The following is a 17,421-nucleotide window of genomic DNA, read 5'->3' on the forward strand; positions in this document are numbered from 1 at the left end:
CGGGAGCGGTACTTCGTGATTTCGAAAGCCATTCGCATGGCTCGAGTGGGCAGTGGTTCGGAGCTGGCCGCCGCCCTTCTCATGGCCCTGGGATTCCCGTGCATAATGCTCGCGGCAATAATCCCCAATCTGTGGTTCTTCGCAGGCGCTGCCGCGGTGACCTATCTCGCCGACCAGTATCTGCACCACTGTGGCAGTTACCTGGTCAACCGGCTCGCCGCGGTCCGCGCGGGGCTCTCGATCCGCTTCCTGGTCCGCCAGCTGCTGCTGATCCTGCTGCTCTCCCGTATGGGGTACGGAGAGCAGACGCTGTTCTACGTGACGGTCGCCTGCCTGCTGGCCTTCTACGGGCTCCAGGCACCGCAGAGCGCCGTGGTCACCCTCATCAAGCTCCGCCGCAAGCTCCCGGTGGTCACGCGCAACGTCGACCTGGACGGGGTGCGCATCCCGGACGCCCCGCGGGCGCTGCTGATGAACCGCTCCGCGGAGAAGATGCTCCATCTGGACATCTTCGCGATGGCGGGCGTGCTGGTCGCGGTCGAGACCGATCGGCACGGCATCGCCTACGTCGGTCTCACCACCACGCTCGTTCTCGCGGCCTGCTACCTGGCGGCGCTCCTCCCGTACATCCGCCCCAAGCGCCTCGTGGCGCCCGACGCCAAGGTGCTGGGTGCGGTCGACGCCTGGCTGAGCGAGTACAAGCCGACCGTGGCGCTCTACTTCTCCGGCTCCAAGGACTCGGCCTACCAGGTCAACATGTGGCTGGAGACCATGGCGCAGCTCGACGGGCGTCCGCTGATCCTGTTGCGCGAGCGCACGATACTTTCTCAGCTGAACACGACGTCGGTGCCGGTGCTCTGCGTGCCCGGCGGTGTGCACCTGATGAACCTGAACCTCTCGTCGGTACGGGTCGCGCTCTACGCGGCCAACGTCGGCAAGAACATCCACCTGCTCCGGGTGCCGACGATGAAGCACGTCTTCATCGGCCACGGCGACAGCGACAAGCTCGCCAGCGTCAACCCGTACAGCAAGGCCTACGACGAGGTGTGGACCGCGGGCCGGGCCGGCCGGGACCGTTACGCGCTGGCCGATGTCGGTGTGCGCGACGAGGACATCGTCGAGGTGGGCCGCCCGCAGCTGGCCACCATCCAGTCGTGGACCGGTGCGCAGAAGAACCCGATCCCGACCGTGCTGTACGCCCCCACCTGGGAAGGCTGGGACGACAACCCGGGCAACACCTCGCTGCTGCTGGCCGGCGAGAACATCGTCAAGCGGCTGCTGAACTCCGAGAAGCCGGTCCGGCTGCTCTACAAGCCGCACCCCTTCACGGGCACCCGCAGCGCCAAGGCCAAGGCCGTGCACCAGCGGATCACCGCGATGATCGAGAAGGCGGGCGTCGAGCGCGCCACCGACCCCCGCTGGGCGAAGGAATCGGCCGCGCTCCAGCCGGCGCAGGCCGAGGCACGGGCCGAGCTGGCCCGTATCGAAGCGCGGCTCGAGGTGCTGTCGAGCGGCGGCCATGTCGCCGGGGACGAGGCCGAGATGTCCCGCGACTCGCTGGCCGACCCGGCGCGCGAGGCCGAGATCGCGCGGCTCAAGGACGAGTGGAACGCCGCCTCCTGGCGTGCGCTGGGCTGGTGGGAGCACAAGGTCGTCACGGGCGCCCGGATGCGGCTGTACGACTGCTTCAACGAGTCGGACGCCATGGTCTCGGACATCTCCAGCGTGGTGTCGGACTTCATCGCGAGCGGCAAGCCGTACGCGGTCACCGATTCGGCGGGGCTCGGCGAGGACGAGTTCCGTCGGCAGAACACCGCGGTCCGTGCCGCGGTCATCCTGTCCAATGCCGCGACCGAGCTGGACGCCCTGCTCACGGCGGTGGTGGATCCTGCGGCGGACACCCTGGCGGCCGGCCGGCGCGAGCTGAAGGCATACCTCCTCGGCCCGGACGAGCCCACCTCGATCCTGCAGTTCGACATGGCCGTGAAGGCGCTCGCAGCCAAGTCGGAGGCCCGGAACACAGGTCTGGCGAGAAACCTCGGCGAACCTGTGAGTGGCTGAGAACCAGCTGGCTCACTTACACGATTCACGCGGCCCGGCACAGCCCTGAAAGGGTTGTGCCGGGCTTTTTGTGATAAGGGTCACTCTTCGGCTGTGCAGTGTTGGGCAACCAACGCTCGGGGGTGACTGTCTTCTGTTGATGTGAACGAGATGCCAATTCCTGACGTAACCGTGATCATCGGCGCATATGAGGCAATGCCCTATCTCATACGCTGCCTCGAATCGGTCGAGACACAGACCATCGGTGCCCACCGGATCGAGATCGTGGCGGTCGACGACGGTTCGACCGATGGCACCGGTGAGTACCTGGAGGAGTTCGCGGCCCGGTCCGCGGTTCCTACCAGGGTGGTCAGGCAGGAGAATTCCGGCGGCCCCAGCGGGCCGCGCAATGTGGGTCTCGGCATGGCGAGGGGGCGCTATGTGTTCTTCCTCGACGCGGACGACTACTTCGGCGACGAGGCCCTGGAGCGGATGGTCGCCATGGCCGACCGGGCGAACACCGACGTGGTGCTCGGCAAGGTGGTCGGGGTCAATCGCGGAGCACCCCGGTCGATGTGGACAGCCACCAAGGAGCGGGTCAATGTATACAATTCCAAGGTCATTTACACGCTGAGCGCACAGAAACTCTTCCGGCGTGAACTGCTGGAGCGAATCGGTCTGAAATTCGATGAGGAACTGAAGACCGGTGAGGACGCGCTTTTCACCATGGAGGCGTATCTGCGGGGTGCCGGAGTCTCCGTCATCTCCAATTACACCTGCTATCACCTGGTCGGCCGTGACGACGGAAAGCATGTGACCAAGAGCGGCACCTATGTATGGCGCTTCGATTCCATGAGGGCCATGATGGCGCTCATTCACCGGCTCGAACCGGCCGGTCCGAAGCGGGATTTCCTGATGGTCCGGCCCTTCACGGTCGGGACGCTGCAGCAGTTCGGTCCCAACTTCCTCCGGGACTCGGAGGAGGTCCGGCGGCACAAGATGGAGCTCGTGGCGCCGCTCATGGACACGTACTGGAACGACGGGGTGGCGCGCCTCATCAAGGTCGCCGAGAGGCTGCGGCTCGCCGCTGTGGCGCGGGGCCGGGCCGATGTGCTGGCGGACATGCTGACGTATGCGCGGGAGAAGTCCGTTCCGGATGTGGTCAGTTCACGGAAGGGCGACAAGCTCTTTCTTGCGTATCCGCACTTCCGGGACCGTTCGAGCGGTCTCTCGGACTCCGATTTCGAGGTCACCGTGCCCGACTGGCACGACGGCAAGCGCATCGAGAAGCCCGAGGCCGTAGCCCGCAGGGCGTCGCTGTCGCGGCGTGTGGTCCGGCGTATGCGGCGGGACGTGCGGCGCTGGAAGTTGCGGATCAGCGCAGGCTGAGCGGTCCCGCCACTGCCCTTGCTCCGGATGTGTGTCCGCATCTCGTTCACAGAGTTGACGCACTACGAATTGCGCAGCAATTCTCAGTAGAGTCGCCCAGCAGGTCGCAGCCGCGACACGACCGATATCTCAACCATGAGGACTGGTCACGTGAAGGCTCTCGTACTGTCCGGAGGGGCCGGCACCCGCCTGCGTCCCATCACCCACACCTCGGCCAAGCAACTGGTACCGGTGGCGAACAAGCCCGTGCTGTTCTATGGCCTGGAGGCCATCGCGGAAGCGGGCATCACCGAAGTCGGCATCATCGTGGGCGACACCGCCCAGGAGATCCGTGAGGCGGTCGGCGATGGCTCCCGGCTCGGCATCGAGGTCACGTACATCCCGCAGGACGAGCCGCTCGGCCTCGCCCACGCGGTGCTGATCGCCCGTGACTTCCTGGCGGACGACGACTTCGTCATGTACCTCGGTGACAATTTCATCGTCGGCGGGATCACCGGTCTGGTGGAGGAGTTCCGCACCGACAGGCCCGATGCGCAGATCCTGCTGACCCAGGTGCCCAACCCGACCTCCTTCGGTGTCGCGGAGCTCGACGCCGACGGCCGGGTGGCGGCCCTGGAGGAGAAGCCGAAGGAGCCCAAGAGCGATCTGGCGCTCGTCGGTGTCTACCTCTTCACCCCCGCCATCCACGAGGCCGTCCGCTCGATCGAGCCGTCCTGGCGGGGCGAGCTGGAAATCACGCACGCCATCCAGTGGCTGATCGACCAGAAGCGTGACGTGCGCTCCACCACGATCCGCGGGTACTGGAAGGACACCGGCAATGTCACCGACATGCTGGAGGTCAACCGGACCGTGCTGGAGTCCATCGAGCCGTCCCACGAGGAGGCCGAGGTCGACGAGGACAGCGAGATCATCGGCCGGGTGCGGATCGAGGCGGGCGCCAAGGTCAGCGGCAGCCGCATCGTCGGGCCCGCGGTCATCGGCGCCCGGTCGGTGATCAGCGGCGCGTACGTGGGCCCGTTCACCTCGGTCTCGGAGGACTGCCGGATCGAGGACAGCGAGATCGAGTACTCCATCGTTCTGCGGGGCGCCTCCATCGCCGGTGTCCGCCGAGTGGAGGCGTCGCTCATCGGCCGTGACGTCGAGGTGACCCCTGCGCCCCGTTCCCCGTCCGCCCACCGACTCGTACTCGGCGATCACAGCAAGGTGCAGATCTCTTCATGACCACCAACATCCTGGTGACCGGCGGCGCCGGTTTCATCGGCTCGCACTACGTCCGTACGGTGCTCGGCCCCGAGGGTCCCGGCAGCATCGCCGTGACCGTGCTCGACAAGCTCACCTACGCGGGCAACCCGGCCAACCTCGACGAGGTGCGTGACCACCCCGGTTTCAGGTTCGTGCAGGGCGACATCTGTGATCCCGAACTGGTCTCCGAGCTGATGGCCGAGCACGACCAGGTGGTGCACTTCGCCGCCGAATCCCATGTGGACCGCTCCATCGACGGCGGCGCCGAATTCGTCCGTACGAACGTCGTGGGCACCCACACCCTGATCCACGCCGCGCACCTGGCCGGCATCAAGACCTTCGTGCACATCTCCACCGACGAGGTCTACGGCTCGATCGACGAGGGCTCCTGGCCCGAGACCGATCCGCTCGCGCCCAACTCGCCGTACTCCGCGGCCAAGGCGTCCAGCGACCTGATCGCACTCTCGTACCACCGCACCCACGGCCTCGACGTGCGGGTGACCCGCTGCTCCAACAACTACGGGCACCACCACTTCCCCGAGAAGGTCATCCCGCTGTTCGTCACCAACCTGCTGGACGGCAGGACGGTCCCGCTGTACGGCGACGGCGCCAACGTCCGCGACTGGCTGCACATCGACGACCACGTCCAGGGCATCGAACTGGTCCGCACCAAGGGCAGGGCCGGTGAGGTCTACAACATCGGCGGCGGCACCGAGCTCTCCAACAAGGAGCTCACCGGCCTGCTGCTGGACGCCTGCGGCGCCGACTGGGACACCAGCGTCACCTATGTCGAGGACCGCAAGGGTCACGACCGACGCTACTCGGTCGACTGCACAAAGATCCGCGAGGAGCTCGGTTACGAGCCCCGCAAGGACTTCCGCACCGGCCTCGCCGAGACGGTGCAGTGGTACCGCGACAACCGCGCCTGGTGGGAGCCGCTGAAGGACCGGGCCGCGCTGTGAGCGCCGTCTGGCTGGTCACCGGAGCCGCTGGGATGCTGGGCCAGGACGTCCTGGCCCGGCTCGCCCGTGAGGACGTCGCCGCGGTCGCCGCGGACCGTGCGGCGATGGACATTGCGGACCCCGGATCGGTGCGCGCAGGCTTCGACGAGCACCGCCCCGCGGTCGTGGTGAACTGCGCCGCCTGGACCGCTGTCGACGACGCCGAGTCCCAGGAGGACGCCGCGCTGCGGGTCAACGGCACGGGCCCCGCGGTCCTCGCCGAGGCCTGCCGCGAACACGGTGCCGTCTTCCTCCAGGTCTCGACCGACTACGTCTTCGCCGGGGACGGCGAGAAGCCCTACGCCGAGGACGGCTCCACCGGACCGCGCAGCGCCTACGGCCGCACCAAACTGGCCGGCGAGCAGGCCGTGCTCGGCACCCTGCCGGACACCGGTTACGTGGTCCGTACCGCCTGGCTTTACGGCGCGGGCGGCGGCAACTTCGTCCGTACGATGATCAAGCTGGAGGGCGTCAAGGAGGCCCTCGACGTGGTGGACGACCAGCGCGGACAGCCCACCTGGACCGTCGATCTGGCCGACCGGCTGGTCCGGCTCGGACAGGCCGCCCTCGCGGGCACCGCCCCCGCGGGTGTCTACCACGGGACCAGCGGCGGCGATACGACCTGGTTCGGCTTCACCCGGGAGATCTTCCGGCTGCTCGGCACCGACCCTGCACGCGTCCGCCCCACCACCAGCGAGGCCTTCGTACGGCCGGCTCCCCGTCCCGCTTTCAGTGTGCTGGGACACGACCGCTGGGCGGCGGCCGGGATCGAACCGATCCGGGACTGGCGGGCGGCGCTGGAAGAGGCATTCCCGGCACTTCTCGCAGCGGAGCGGTCATGATCGTCAAATGATCGTATCGTCAGTCAAATCCCGTCGAATTTCAAAGATGTGAACAACGAAGGTTTACATAGGGGAGAACGCTTACATCGCAGTGCGGTCATGCGGTAACTTCGCCGGGGACCAGACCAGTTGGTTTCCTCCGAAGGGCTGCTCCACGTGAACCGCCATGACTTTCTGCGTCAATTGCACCGCGTCTACCGGCCTCGGAACTATTTGGAGATCGGGGTCAACGACGGCAGGAGCCTGGCCCTCTCGCGAGTGCCTTCCGTCGCCGTCGACCCCGCCTTCCGCGTGGTGACGGACATCAGCTGCGACGTCCACCTGGTCAAGGCGACGAGCGACGCCTTCTTCGCCCGCAAGGACCCGCTGCTGCACCTGCGCAACGGCCGCAACCCGTTCCGCGCCCTCGCCCGCCGCGATCCCCTCAATGTGCTCGGCGGGGATCCGAAGCTGGAGCTCGCCTTCATCGACGGCATGCACCTCTTCGAGTACGCCCTGCGCGACTTCATGAACGTCGAGAAGCACGCCCGCTGGTCGAGCGTGATCGTGCTGGACGACATGCTGCCGCGCGATGTCGACGAGGCGGCCCGCGACCGGCACACCAAGTTCTGGACCGGTGATGTGTACAAGGTCGTGCAGGTGCTGCGCCGCTACCGTCCCGACCTGGTGGTCGTAGAGGTGGACACGGCGCCGACGGGTGTGGTCGCCGTTTTCGGCGCCAACCCGGAGAGCGACATCTTGAAGAACGCGTACGACAAGATCATCGAGGAGTACGTCGTGCCCGATCCGCAGGATGTGCCGGAGGAGGTGCTGGTGCGGAAGAACGCCGTCCAGCCCGAGGCGCTGCTCGGCGCCGACTTCTGGCCGGCCCTGGCCCGCGCCCGCAACCTGCGCCGCCCCCGCTCGGCGTTCGCACCCCTGCGGGGGCGCATCGAGGCCGTGACGGGCTGACCGGACCGAGACAGTACGAAGCCCCCGTGATCCGTACGGACCACGGGGGCTTCGGCGTCCCTGTCCGGGCTCAGCCGCGGGCGCGCAGCCGCGCGTAGTGCGCCTGGCACGCCTCGTACGACGGCAGCAGGCCCTGTTCCTCGGCCTCGGCCAGCGAGGGGGCCGCGGCGTCCTTGTCGGACAGCAGCGGGGCGATCCCTTCCGGCCACTCGATGCCCAGCTCGGGGTCGAGCGGATTGATGCCGTGCTCACGGCCGGGCGCGTAGCCCTCGGAGCACAGGTAGAGGACCGACGCGTCGTCCGTCAGGGCCATGAAGGCATGGCCGAGACCCTCGGCGAGATAGACGGCGTGATGGTCCGAATCGTCGAGCCGGACGGCTTCCCACTGCCTGTACGTGGGGGAGCCGACCCGGATGTCCACGACGACGTCGAGCACCGCGCCACGTACGCACTTGACGTATTTCGCCTGGCTCGGCGGCACGTCGGCGAAGTGGACGCCGCGCAGTGTTCCCCGGCTGGAGACGGAGAAGTTGGCCTGCGCGAGCTGCAGAGTGTGTCCGACAGCCTCGCTGAGCTCCGACGCCTTGAACCACTCGTGGAAGCTGCCGCGGCTGTCCGGGAAGACCTTGGGCTCGTGCACCCAGGCCCCTGCGATGGAGAGCTGCCGCATGCGATCACGTCCTTGTTCCGATGTGTTTGGTGCTGGTGCTGGTGCTGGTGCTGGTGCTGGTGGGCCCGTCGTCGGCAGCGGATCAGCCGGTGAGCCGGGCGGCGAGACGGCGCGCGCGCTTCCGGCCCTGCGGGGGGAGCCTGCGCACGATCGGGCCGCCGACGGTGCGCAGCGCGCGACGCAGAGTCGCCTTCCGGCGTTGCGAGGCCGCCCCGACCATGATCGCGTCCGCGGCCTGGGGCAGTTCGGGATCCAGCTGGATCCTGCCGCCCTTGTCGACGGTGACGTCGCAGAGGCCCAGTGCGGGGCCCTTCTCGCCGTCCAGCCGTACGGAGAGCTTCCAGGCGCCCGCTGCGACGCCGGGGGCGCGGCCGGGCACGGTGAGGTGGGCCCTGCCCTCCGTCGGTTGCAGCACGGTACGCAGCGTGTGCACGGCCGAGCCGGTTCCGTCGGCCGGGCTCAGGACCAGCTGGGCGTCGGAGGCGACGGTCGTGGTGGCGGTGAAGAGCTCCAGCCGGAGCTCGGGCCGCCGACCCGGGGTCCGCAGAACGGGACGGCCGCCCAGATAGTCGGCGAGCTTCTTGCTGCGACGGGCGACATCGAGCGTGAGGTTGCCGTGCGGGTCGGTGAAGTACGGGATGACGGCACGGGCCGGCGAGCCGAGCGAGGCAGGCAGGCAGGCGGCGTCCACCTCCGGTGCGCGGTCGGCACCCAGCCTTGCCTTGCGGACCAGGCCCAGGCCGCGCAGCGGCACCCAGATGTCCCAGAAGCCGCGGGAGACCCGGCCACGGCCCTTGACCGCCTCCGAAGACACATGGCCGCTGCCGCTCAGGACGATCTCGCAGGCTCCGTCGCCGAGTTCAACGGTCCGAGTGGTGAACGTCGCGGGGCAGGGCCATTCGACGGCCGTCTCGCGATTGCGCAGGGACAGTTCGGCGGAGAAGCCGTCGATGTCGTCGGTGACGTCGAGGAGTTCGTCCTCGGCCAGCAGTCCGCCGCCGTTGTCCGGGTGCAGGAAGTAGCGGCCGTCCCGGCGCAGCAGTTTCACGGGGGCCTCGTCGTCGCCCTGGACCAGCCGAGCGGTGACGGTGACAGCGGCGCGGCCGTCCGGCTGCCAGGCGAACTCCTCCAGGCGTGCCGACGCCTTGACGGACCCGGCGAACCGGGCGATCCGGAGCAGCCCCTCCCGGTCGTCCCTGCGCAGGAGTGTGGACCGGATCCGCAACAGCGGGCCGAGGCCGTCGTGCACACCGTCGCCCATGAAGTCGATGGCCAGCGGCCTGATCGCGTCGCACATCTCGCCGAAGAAATCGGGCTGGTACTTGGCCACCGCGGGTTCGCTGAGCCGGCTCAGCATCTCGACCCGGTAGAAGCGGCGGAGCAGCAGATCCCGGAACTTGCCCGGCTCGGTGTTGGCCACGACGACGTCCAGGACTTCGCGGAGGTTTCCGTAGTAGTGGGCCGGAACGATCCTGGTGGAACCGGCGTTCTTGCCGTCGTCGCGCCGGGAATAGAAGTAACAGGTGTAGTTGCCCAGGATGGAGACGACTTCGGCCGGGAAGTACGCCTGCATCATGTAGAGCTGGTCCTCGAGGCGGCGCTTGCCCTCGGGGTAGGCGATGCCGTTCTTGCGGAGGAACTCCGTCCGGAACATCTTGTGCGGCGTGAGGCTGTCGTACAGCGGTGCGTCGCGCAGGGTGCACTTATCGCGGTTCTTCTTGAACACGCCGTGCGGGACACCGCGGAAGTTGCTGGCCACCTTGCCGATGACGATGTCCGAGCCGTTGCGGTGCCCCATCTCGTACAGCCGACGCAGGGCGTCGGAGGCGAGATGGTCGTCCTGGTCCACGAACTGGACGTACTCGCCCTTCGCTTCGTCCACACCGACGTTGCGGGGCTTTCCGGGCCATCCGGAGTTGGGGATGGTGATCACCCGGAAATGGGGGTGTTCCGCCGCCAGCTTTTCGAGCCGTTCAGGAGTGTCATCCGTGGAGCCATCGTTGACGAAGAGAACTTCGAACTCCCCTGCAGGGAGGGTCTGCCGCAGAAGTGAGTCGATGCAGGGGTCGATGTACTTGCCCGGGTTGTATACCGGAATGACGACACTTACTTTGACTGGCATCGCTGCTGTCCCATGTCTGGTAGAGGGCCCTGGAGATGGTGGCGGATGCGGGGCCGACACTGCACACTGCCGAAAAACGGGGGAGGGCCGCCGCCACGCACCCTATCGGCAGTTAGATGAGCGAGACGTTTCGATGGTTGCGCTGGTTGACGCGATTCGATATTCCCGCGCCCATTCGCCCGGTGCCGGTGCACCACGTCGAGAAGCCGATCATTCGATGTGAGTAATGAGCTTGGCTGTTGATGCGGCTGTCGATCTCTTCGGCGGCGGGGCCGGACGCACGGGTCATGGAGCCGCTCACACGTCCACGGGCCGGAACGCACAGGCGCCGATTCCGCCGCTCGCGTAGATTGCCAGGGCTGGGCGAGGCCGAATCATTGGGGATGTACGTGTCAGGGGCAAGGCAGGGCGTCACAGAGGCCCGCAGGATCGTGGTCAAGGTCGGTTCCTCATCCCTCACCACCGCGGCGGGTGGCCTCGACGCGGACCGTGTCGACGCGCTCGTCGACGTGCTCGCCAAGGTGAGGAGCGGCGGGGAGCGCGAGATCGTGCTCGTCTCCAGCGGCGCCATCGCGGCCGGGCTCGCCCCGCTCGGGCTGCACCGCCGGCCCAAGGACCTGGCCAGACAGCAGGCCGCCGCCAGCGTCGGACAGGGACTGCTCGTCGCCCGCTACACCGCCTCCTTCGCGCGTTACGGCGTACGCGTCGGCCAGGTGCTGCTCACCAGCAACGACACCAGTCGGCGCGCCCACTACCGCAACGCCTATCGCACCCTCGACCAGCTCCTGGACATGGGTGCGCTCCCGATCGTCAACGAGAACGACACCGTCGCCACCGACGAGATCCGGTTCGGCGACAACGACCGGCTCGCCGCGCTCGTCGCCCATCTCGTCCGCGCCGATCTGCTGGTCCTCCTCTCGGACGTGGACGGCCTCTACGACGGCGACCCCAGCACCCCGGGCACCTCGCGGGTCGCCGAAGTGGCCGGCCCCGAGGATCTCGCGGGTGTCGCCATCGGCAGCGCGGGGAAGGCAGGCGTCGGCACAGGCGGCATGGTCACCAAGGTCGAGGCCGCCCGGATCGCCACGGCCGCCGGAGTCCCGGTCGTCCTCACCTCCGCGAGCCGGGCCGCCGACGCGCTGGCCGGACGCGACACCGGTACGTACTTCCACCGCACCGGGCGCCGCTCGGCGGACCGGCTCCTCTGGCTCGCCCACGCCTCCACCCCGCAGGGCTCGCTGACCCTCGACGACGGGGCCGTAGAGGCGGTCGTCGAGCGGCACAGCTCGCTGTTGCCCGCAGGAATCGCCGCGATCGAGGGCGAGTTCACCGCGGGGGACCCGGTGGAACTGCGCGACCTCGAAGGCCGCCCCGTGGCTCGCGGACTCGTCAACTTCGACGCCAAGGAGATTCCGCAGCTGCTCGGCCGATCCACCCGCGACCTGGCACGTGAACTCGGTCCAGCATATGAGCGCGAGGTCGTACACAGGGACGATCTCGTCGTCCTGCACCCCCGACAGACCCCCTGAAACGGCTGAAAGTCCAGCCTCGGGGCAGGGACCTTCACGAAAAGCGCCCCATCGTCGGCCGCGGACTGGTCAACTTTGTAACGGGGGCACAGCGGGGTACAGCACAGCAAACGCATTCACAGGAGGCCGCCGGTGAGACGAGCGCGCCCGGGGGCGCCGCCCCGAGGAACGGGTGGCCGGGCCCTGACCAGTGTCGGAGCAGGTGTCGGCTTCGACGAGAGCCGGTCCGTGGACCGCAGGGACGACCGGACCACCGGGCCCGAGCCGACGGTGGCGAAGGAGGAACGCACCCCGTCGAGACTCTGGCACATCACGCTCAGCGTCTCCGGCGCCGCGATTCCGCTGAAGGAGGTCAGACGCGGTCTCGAACAGCTCGCGCACGACCATCCCTTCCTGCTGACCAGCCGGTACGCCAACGACCACGCGGAGATCCGCTACTGGGAAGAGGCGCGTGACCTGCACGATGCGGCGGCCGTCGCGCTGCGGCTGTGGGGGGAACACCGCTCCAGCGCCAAACTGCCGCCCTGGGAGATCGTCGGCCTGGAGGTCATCGACCGGGAGACGTACCACCAGCGGATCGCCGAGGGATACGGGCCGCCGCCGGCTGCACCGGTCGGCGTCCACCCGTACTGAACCGGCCCGTCCTGGGACGGTTGTCTCGCATCACGGGATACGTGACGGATGCCCGCAGTGTGCGCACTACCCTGCGGGCATGACCACGCTCTCGCCGTACGACAACATGTCCCCGGTTGCCCAGGCCGCCTACCGGGCACGCTCCGCCGCCGCCGACATCGCGCCACTGCCGCGCGCGGCGAAGGACGACGCGCTGCTGGCGATCGCGGACGCGCTGGAAGTTCGGACGGGCGAGATCGTCGCGGCCAACGCCGAGGACGTCGCCCGCGCCCGTGAGGCCGGGACCAGCGAGTCGATCGTCGACCGGCTCACCCTCACACCGGAACGGATCCGCGCCATCGCCGCCGATGTGCGGGACGTCGCGGCGCTGCCCGACCCGGTCGGCGAGGTCGTCCGCGGCTCGACCCTGCCCAACGGCATCGACCTGCGACAGGTCCGGGTACCGCTCGGCGTGGTCGGGATCATCTACGAGGCCCGGCCCAATGTGACGGTCGACGCCGCTGCCCTCTGCCTGAAATCGGGCAACGCCGTCCTGCTGCGCGGCTCGTCCTCCGCCTACGCCTCCAATGTCGCGCTCGTACGGGTGCTGCGCGATGCGGTCGGCGGCTCCGGCCTCCCGGCCGACGCGGTGCAGCTGGTGCCGGGCGAGAACCGCGACTCGGTACGGGAACTCATGCGGGCGCGCGGCCTCGTCGACGTCCTCATCCCGCGAGGCGGCGCCTCGCTGATCCGCACAGTGGTTGAGGAATCCACCGTTCCGGTCATCGAGACCGGCACTGGCAACTGCCATGTGTACGTGGACGCGCAGACCGACCTCGACATGGCCGTCGACATCCTGATCAACTCCAAGGCGCAGCGCCCGAGCGTCTGCAACGCCGCCGAGACGCTCCTGGTCCACAAGGACATCGCCGCGGACTTCCTGCCCCGGGCACTGGACGCGCTGGCCGGCGCCGGGGTGACCGTGCACGGCGACGAGCGGGTCCTCGAATACGCCGAGGGGTCCAAGGCCACCGTGGTGGCGGCGACGCCGGAGGACTGGGAGACCGAGTACCTCTCGTACGACATCGCCGCGGCCGTCGTGGAGTCGCTGGACGCGGCTGTCGCGCACATCCGGCTCTGGTCCTCCGGCCACACCGAGGCGATCGTGACCACCTCCCAGGCCGCGGCCCGCCGCTTCACCCAGTTGGTGGACTCCACGACGGTGGCCGTGAACGCGTCGACGCGCTTCACCGACGGCGGTCAGTTCGGCTTCGGCGCCGAGATCGGCATCTCCACGCAGAAGCTGCATGCCAGGGGTCCGATGGGCCTGCCGGAGCTGACCTCGACGAAGTACATCGTCACGGGCGACGGCCACGTGCGGTGACTGTCCGGCTGCGGTGAATGTTGCGGGCTCCCTGCCCAGAACGACCCGGCGGGGCTAGTCTGGAGCCGTGCCGGACGACGTGGGGGGCAGGCCGTTCCCGGACGGCTGGGAGCCCGACGACGACCGCGGGGGCGCGGACGAGGACTTCGCCTCCGTGGTATTCGACGAGGACTTCGTACGGGCCGCCGAGATCCATGAACCCACCGCCGTGGAGCGACTGCTGGCGGCTGCGCAGGCGCGCGCCGAGGCCGAGGCGTCCAGGGCGCGGGCGGGCGGCGGTCCGCCGGACGACGAGCTCTATGACGAGGGATACGGGCCGGGCGGCGCATATGGCCGCGGGAGCGCCTGCGGCGACCCGCTGGGCCCCGATGGCGACGACGCGTACGGCAGCGGCCCCTACGGGCGCCACGGCGGCGTCCTGCGCCCCTACCGGGGTGCGGCGCGCTGGCACCGGCCGGTGGCCTGGCTGCTCGCCGTGCTGATGGGCATCGGAATGGTCGCGCTGGCCTTCAGTGCCGTCTACCGCAACACCTCGGGCAACCGCCAGGACCCCGCCCCGCCACCCGCCACCACCGGCGTGGACAGTGCACCCGGCCCCGTCCCCAGCGCCATCCCGTCGGGCTCGGCCGGCTACCCCCGCCCCACGGTCTCAGCGGTCCCGCGCCCGTCCTGAGGGCGGTCGGCCGGGGTCTCGGGGCAACTCTCGCGCGGCTGGGCGTTTACCCCGGTCGTAATCGACCTACCCTGAAGGTGTGACCCCTCTCTCCCCGAGGGGGCTTCTCACTCGTCCGTACATGCGTAGTCATGCGACGCGATGCGACGTCATGCGAACTCATGACGGGCAGGCCCTGTCCGAAGCCATTCGGCCGAAGCAGAGCGAAGCGTTCCGGCCCCGGTCGGTGACGTGGAGTCGGGAGAAGAAGTCATGGCAGACCGCGGAGAACCACCAGAAGGTCCGCCCGAGAGCGCGCCGGGCGGCGGTGAGGACGAGTACCGGTCACTCGTCTTCGACGAGTCGTTCGTGCGTGCTGCCCGGCTGAAGGAATTCTCCGCCCAGGAACGCATGCGGGACCACGCCCGTGCCGTACGCAGCCTCCCGGCCCGGGGCTTCCGCGCCGGCTCCAAGGCAGCCATCGCCCTGGTCCTCCTGATCGCCCTGGCCTTCGGAACGGCCGTGTACATGGGCTTCCGTCACCCCTACCAGGCGCCCGTCGGCAGAAGGGCCGAACCTCTGAGGTCGACCGTCGTACCCCTGGCTCCCCAGGGTGCCGTACCCGGCGGAACCGCCGCCGACCTCCTCGCGAAGAGCCCCGCCGCACAGTTCGAAACAGGTGCCGCAGGCATCAATCTGCCGGCGATCCGAGGGACGGACAACTTCTCGGACGGCCAGGTCGAGACGGCCCTGACCACGGTCAAGGACTACCTGGCGGCGTCCTCGCTCGACCCCGACGTCCTCACCGGAAACGCGGTGCGGCCGGTGGAACTGCTGCTCGACCCGGACCAGATGGCCCAGTTCGACCGCAGTATGAGCCGGCCGGACGACGACGGACAGCATGCCGCCACCGGCTGGCTGGTGCGCTTCGACCCGGCGAAGGTGGCACTGGCCGCTCCGGACATACGGGTCCGGGGCACCCTGAGCTACACGGAGGCGGGGTCCGACACCCTGGAGGTGGTATCGGACCACACCTTCACATACACGCTCCGCCCGGCGGTCTCAGGGCCCCAACGGGCAGGCGGCGCCTCGCTCTTCACCGTACGGCGCGAGCTGCGCTTCCGCTTCGACCGGGAAGACCTGCGGCTGCACCGGCTGGAACTGCGCACCAGCTACGTACAGGCCGGACCGCAGGCGTGCCCGGCGGACACCACAGGTGCGCTGCGGCCGCTGCTCGCCGGGCAGCACGCCGTCCCCCGCGGCCCCGCGGGCACCGACCCGTATGCGACGGACCGGCCCACTGCGGCACTCTGCGGGACGCTCACGGTCAGCTCCCAGCAGCCCCGGGCTCATCAGGGTTCCGAGGCTCCTGGGGCCCCGCAGAGCCCGCGGAACCGTCCGTAGCACCGCCCTTGCCGGCTGCGCCCCCGCTTCCTTGACCGGTGAACTTGTCGCGGAGCTTGCCGCCCAGGTCCCCCGCGCCCCCCGCTATGTCGCCGACGAGCTTCATCAGCGGATCCTTGCTGCTGCGCACCGTGTCCGCGTAGTGCGCCGCGGACTCCCGGAAGGAGTCCGTCACCGAGGTGTCCTTGTCCTCGTCGCGCCGTGGGTAGTGGCCGTCCATGATCCGCTGGTAGTCGCGCGTCTCGGACCACTTCTTCAGCTCGGCCGCGCGCACCGTGGTGAAGGGGTGCGAGCGGGGCAGCAGGTTGAGGATCTTGAGCACTGAGTCGCGCAGATCGCCGCCCTTCTCGTACTCGTCGGCCTGGGCGAGGAAGGCGTCCACATTCATCTCGTGCAGATGATTGCCGCCCGCGATCTTCATCAGGCCGCGCATCGATGCCTGCAGATCCTGTCCGACCAGCAGCCCCGCCCGGTCTGCCGACAGCTCCGACTTGCGGAACCACTCGCGCAGTGCCGTCACGATCGCCATGATCGCGACATTGCCGAGCGGGATCCAGGCGACCTTCAACGCGATATTGGTGAGGAACAGCAGAATCGTGCGGTACACGGCGTGGCCGGAGAGGGCGTGTCCCACCTCGTGGCCGATGACGGCCCGCATCTCCTCCTCGTCGAGCAGCTCCACCAGCCCCGTCGTCACCACGATGATCGGCTCGTCGAGACCGATACACATGGCATTGGGCTGCGGGTCCTGATTGACGTACATCGGCGGGACCTTTTCCAGGTCCAGGATGTAACAGGCGTCCCGCAGCATGTCGTTGAGGTGGACGAACTGCGCGTCGCTCACCCGGACGGAGTCGGAGAGGAAGAGCAGTCGCAGGCTGCGCTCGGGCAGCAGACCGCTCAGTGTCTTGAACACGGTGTCGAAACCGCTCAGCTTGCGCAGGGCCACCAGGGCCGAGCGGTCCGCCGGGTGTTCGTAGGCCCGGGACGAGATCCCTGCGAAACGCCTGCGCTGCCTGCTCGGCACGTTCTCGTGGCTCTCGTGGCTGCGTTCGGTCATGAATGGGCCCCCTGTTCGTACGAGACGTCGCTCGCCCCCTGACAATCCCAGCGTAGGTGCTGGGGCTACGGTGTGCGGGGGGCTGTGGATAACTGAGGAGACGCCCGACATGCCGCATACCGTTGCTCTGCTCGCCGCCGCATCCGAGGACCAGGGGCCCGGCAACACGCTCCGCATCGTGCTGCTCGCCTCGCTCGTCGGAGCTGTCCTGCTCGGCTGGTTCCTGCTCCGCGGATACCGCAACGACGACAACAACGACTGAGTCGGCGTGAGCGTGCCCGGAGCGCCCGCATACGATGTGCGCGACGTCTTCCTTCCGACTCCCGATCGATAGGTCCTGCCGAAGATGAGCCTCACGAGCACCGCGCACCAGCTGGTCACTCTCGCCGCCGAGGGCGGCGAGCACGGTGGCAACCACGAAAGTCTCAGCCCGTATCTCACCGGGGGCGGTGCATTCGTCGTGCTGCTGCTCCTGCTGTGGATCACCACTCGCTTCAACCGCGACCGCTGAGGCGAAGGCGTA

General features: G+C 68.6%; 16 protein-coding genes. 13 read left to right on the plus strand and 3 right to left on the minus strand.

Annotation, left to right across the window (positions count from 1 at the left end; genetic code table 11):
• The first annotated feature begins 36 nt into the window (after positions 1 to 36).
• The 6 genes from ACIPEK_RS02395 to ACIPEK_RS02420 all read left to right on the plus strand — a co-directional run bounded on the left by ACIPEK_RS02395 (position 37) and on the right by ACIPEK_RS02420 (position 7,465).
• A complete protein-coding gene (locus ACIPEK_RS02395) occupies positions 37 to 2,061 on the plus strand; it encodes a hypothetical protein (protein WP_401989730.1) in 2,025 nt (674 codons plus the stop codon).
• A gap of 150 nt (positions 2,062 to 2,211) precedes the next feature.
• Positions 2,212 to 3,429: a glycosyltransferase family 2 protein gene (locus ACIPEK_RS02400; protein ID WP_401989732.1), complete on the plus strand. Its 1,218-nt coding sequence runs from the start codon at positions 2,212 to 2,214 to the stop codon at positions 3,427 to 3,429.
• A gap of 150 nt (positions 3,430 to 3,579) precedes the next feature.
• Complete coding sequence (locus ACIPEK_RS02405; protein WP_327275287.1) at positions 3,580 to 4,650, plus strand: glucose-1-phosphate thymidylyltransferase; 1,071 nt, start codon at positions 3,580 to 3,582, stop codon at positions 4,648 to 4,650.
• A complete protein-coding gene (rfbB, locus tag ACIPEK_RS02410) occupies positions 4,647 to 5,633 on the plus strand; it encodes a dTDP-glucose 4,6-dehydratase (RefSeq protein WP_401989734.1) in 987 nt (328 codons plus the stop codon). The genes ACIPEK_RS02405 and rfbB overlap by 4 nt, the downstream gene beginning before the upstream one ends.
• Entirely contained in the window at positions 5,630 to 6,514 is an 885-nt protein-coding gene (gene rfbD, locus ACIPEK_RS02415) for a dTDP-4-dehydrorhamnose reductase (protein WP_401989736.1), read from the plus strand. Before rfbB ends, rfbD begins: the two co-directional genes overlap by 4 nt.
• A gap of 156 nt (positions 6,515 to 6,670) precedes the next feature.
• Positions 6,671 to 7,465 carry a class I SAM-dependent methyltransferase gene (locus tag ACIPEK_RS02420; protein WP_401989738.1) on the plus strand — a complete coding sequence of 265 codons (795 nt, stop codon included), beginning with the start codon at positions 6,671 to 6,673 and terminating at the stop codon, positions 7,463 to 7,465.
• 70 nt (positions 7,466 to 7,535) lie between these two features.
• On the opposite strand, the gene rfbC is transcribed toward ACIPEK_RS02420, so the two are convergent.
• Positions 7,536 to 8,135 carry a dTDP-4-dehydrorhamnose 3,5-epimerase gene (rfbC, locus tag ACIPEK_RS02425; protein ID WP_401989740.1) on the minus strand — a complete coding sequence of 200 codons (600 nt, stop codon included), beginning with the start codon at positions 8,133 to 8,135 and terminating at the stop codon, positions 7,536 to 7,538.
• Between the two features lie 82 nt (positions 8,136 to 8,217).
• Positions 8,218 to 10,257, minus strand: a complete 2,040-nt coding sequence (locus ACIPEK_RS02430; RefSeq protein WP_401989742.1) for a glycosyltransferase — start codon at positions 10,255 to 10,257, stop codon at positions 8,218 to 8,220.
• 383 nt (positions 10,258 to 10,640) lie between these two features.
• Here ACIPEK_RS02430 and proB point away from each other — a divergent pair, with 383 nt between their 5' ends.
• The 5 genes from proB to ACIPEK_RS02455 all read left to right on the plus strand — a co-directional run bounded on the left by proB (position 10,641) and on the right by ACIPEK_RS02455 (position 15,838).
• Positions 10,641 to 11,786 carry a glutamate 5-kinase gene (gene proB / locus ACIPEK_RS02435; RefSeq protein WP_383070364.1) on the plus strand — a complete coding sequence of 382 codons (1,146 nt, stop codon included), beginning with the start codon at positions 10,641 to 10,643 and terminating at the stop codon, positions 11,784 to 11,786.
• 132 nt (positions 11,787 to 11,918) lie between these two features.
• Positions 11,919 to 12,419, plus strand: coding sequence for a hypothetical protein (locus tag ACIPEK_RS02440; protein WP_401989744.1), 501 nt, complete (start codon positions 11,919 to 11,921; stop codon positions 12,417 to 12,419).
• 79 nt (positions 12,420 to 12,498) lie between these two features.
• Complete coding sequence (locus ACIPEK_RS02445) at positions 12,499 to 13,782, plus strand: glutamate-5-semialdehyde dehydrogenase (protein ID WP_383070360.1); 1,284 nt, start codon at positions 12,499 to 12,501, stop codon at positions 13,780 to 13,782.
• 67 nt (positions 13,783 to 13,849) lie between these two features.
• Positions 13,850 to 14,455, plus strand: coding sequence for a hypothetical protein (locus ACIPEK_RS02450; RefSeq protein ID WP_401989746.1), 606 nt, complete (start codon positions 13,850 to 13,852; stop codon positions 14,453 to 14,455).
• A gap of 252 nt (positions 14,456 to 14,707) precedes the next feature.
• The gene (locus ACIPEK_RS02455) at positions 14,708 to 15,838 is read left to right on the plus strand and encodes a hypothetical protein (RefSeq protein WP_401989748.1); all 1,131 of its coding nucleotides are present in this window, start codon (positions 14,708 to 14,710) and stop codon (positions 15,836 to 15,838) included.
• Here the strand turns inward: ACIPEK_RS02455 and ACIPEK_RS02460 are convergent.
• Positions 15,762 to 16,898: a M48 family metallopeptidase gene (locus ACIPEK_RS02460; RefSeq protein WP_401989750.1), complete on the minus strand. Its 1,137-nt coding sequence runs from the start codon at positions 16,896 to 16,898 to the stop codon at positions 15,762 to 15,764. The two genes, ACIPEK_RS02455 and ACIPEK_RS02460, sit on opposite strands and share 77 nt — an antisense overlap.
• Before the next feature lie 109 nt (positions 16,899 to 17,007).
• Here ACIPEK_RS02460 and ACIPEK_RS02465 point away from each other — a divergent pair, with 109 nt between their 5' ends.
• Positions 17,008 to 17,160, plus strand: coding sequence for a hypothetical protein (locus ACIPEK_RS02465; protein WP_176740246.1), 153 nt, complete (start codon positions 17,008 to 17,010; stop codon positions 17,158 to 17,160).
• Positions 17,161 to 17,244: 84 nt separating this feature from the next.
• Positions 17,245 to 17,409, plus strand: a complete 165-nt coding sequence (locus ACIPEK_RS02470) for a hypothetical protein (RefSeq protein ID WP_093897070.1) — start codon at positions 17,245 to 17,247, stop codon at positions 17,407 to 17,409.
• Positions 17,410 to 17,421 lie beyond the last annotated feature (12 nt).

This window comes from Streptomyces sp. NPDC088246 (genome assembly GCF_044741025.1).
Lineage (GTDB): Bacteria > Actinomycetota > Actinomycetes > Streptomycetales > Streptomycetaceae > Streptomyces.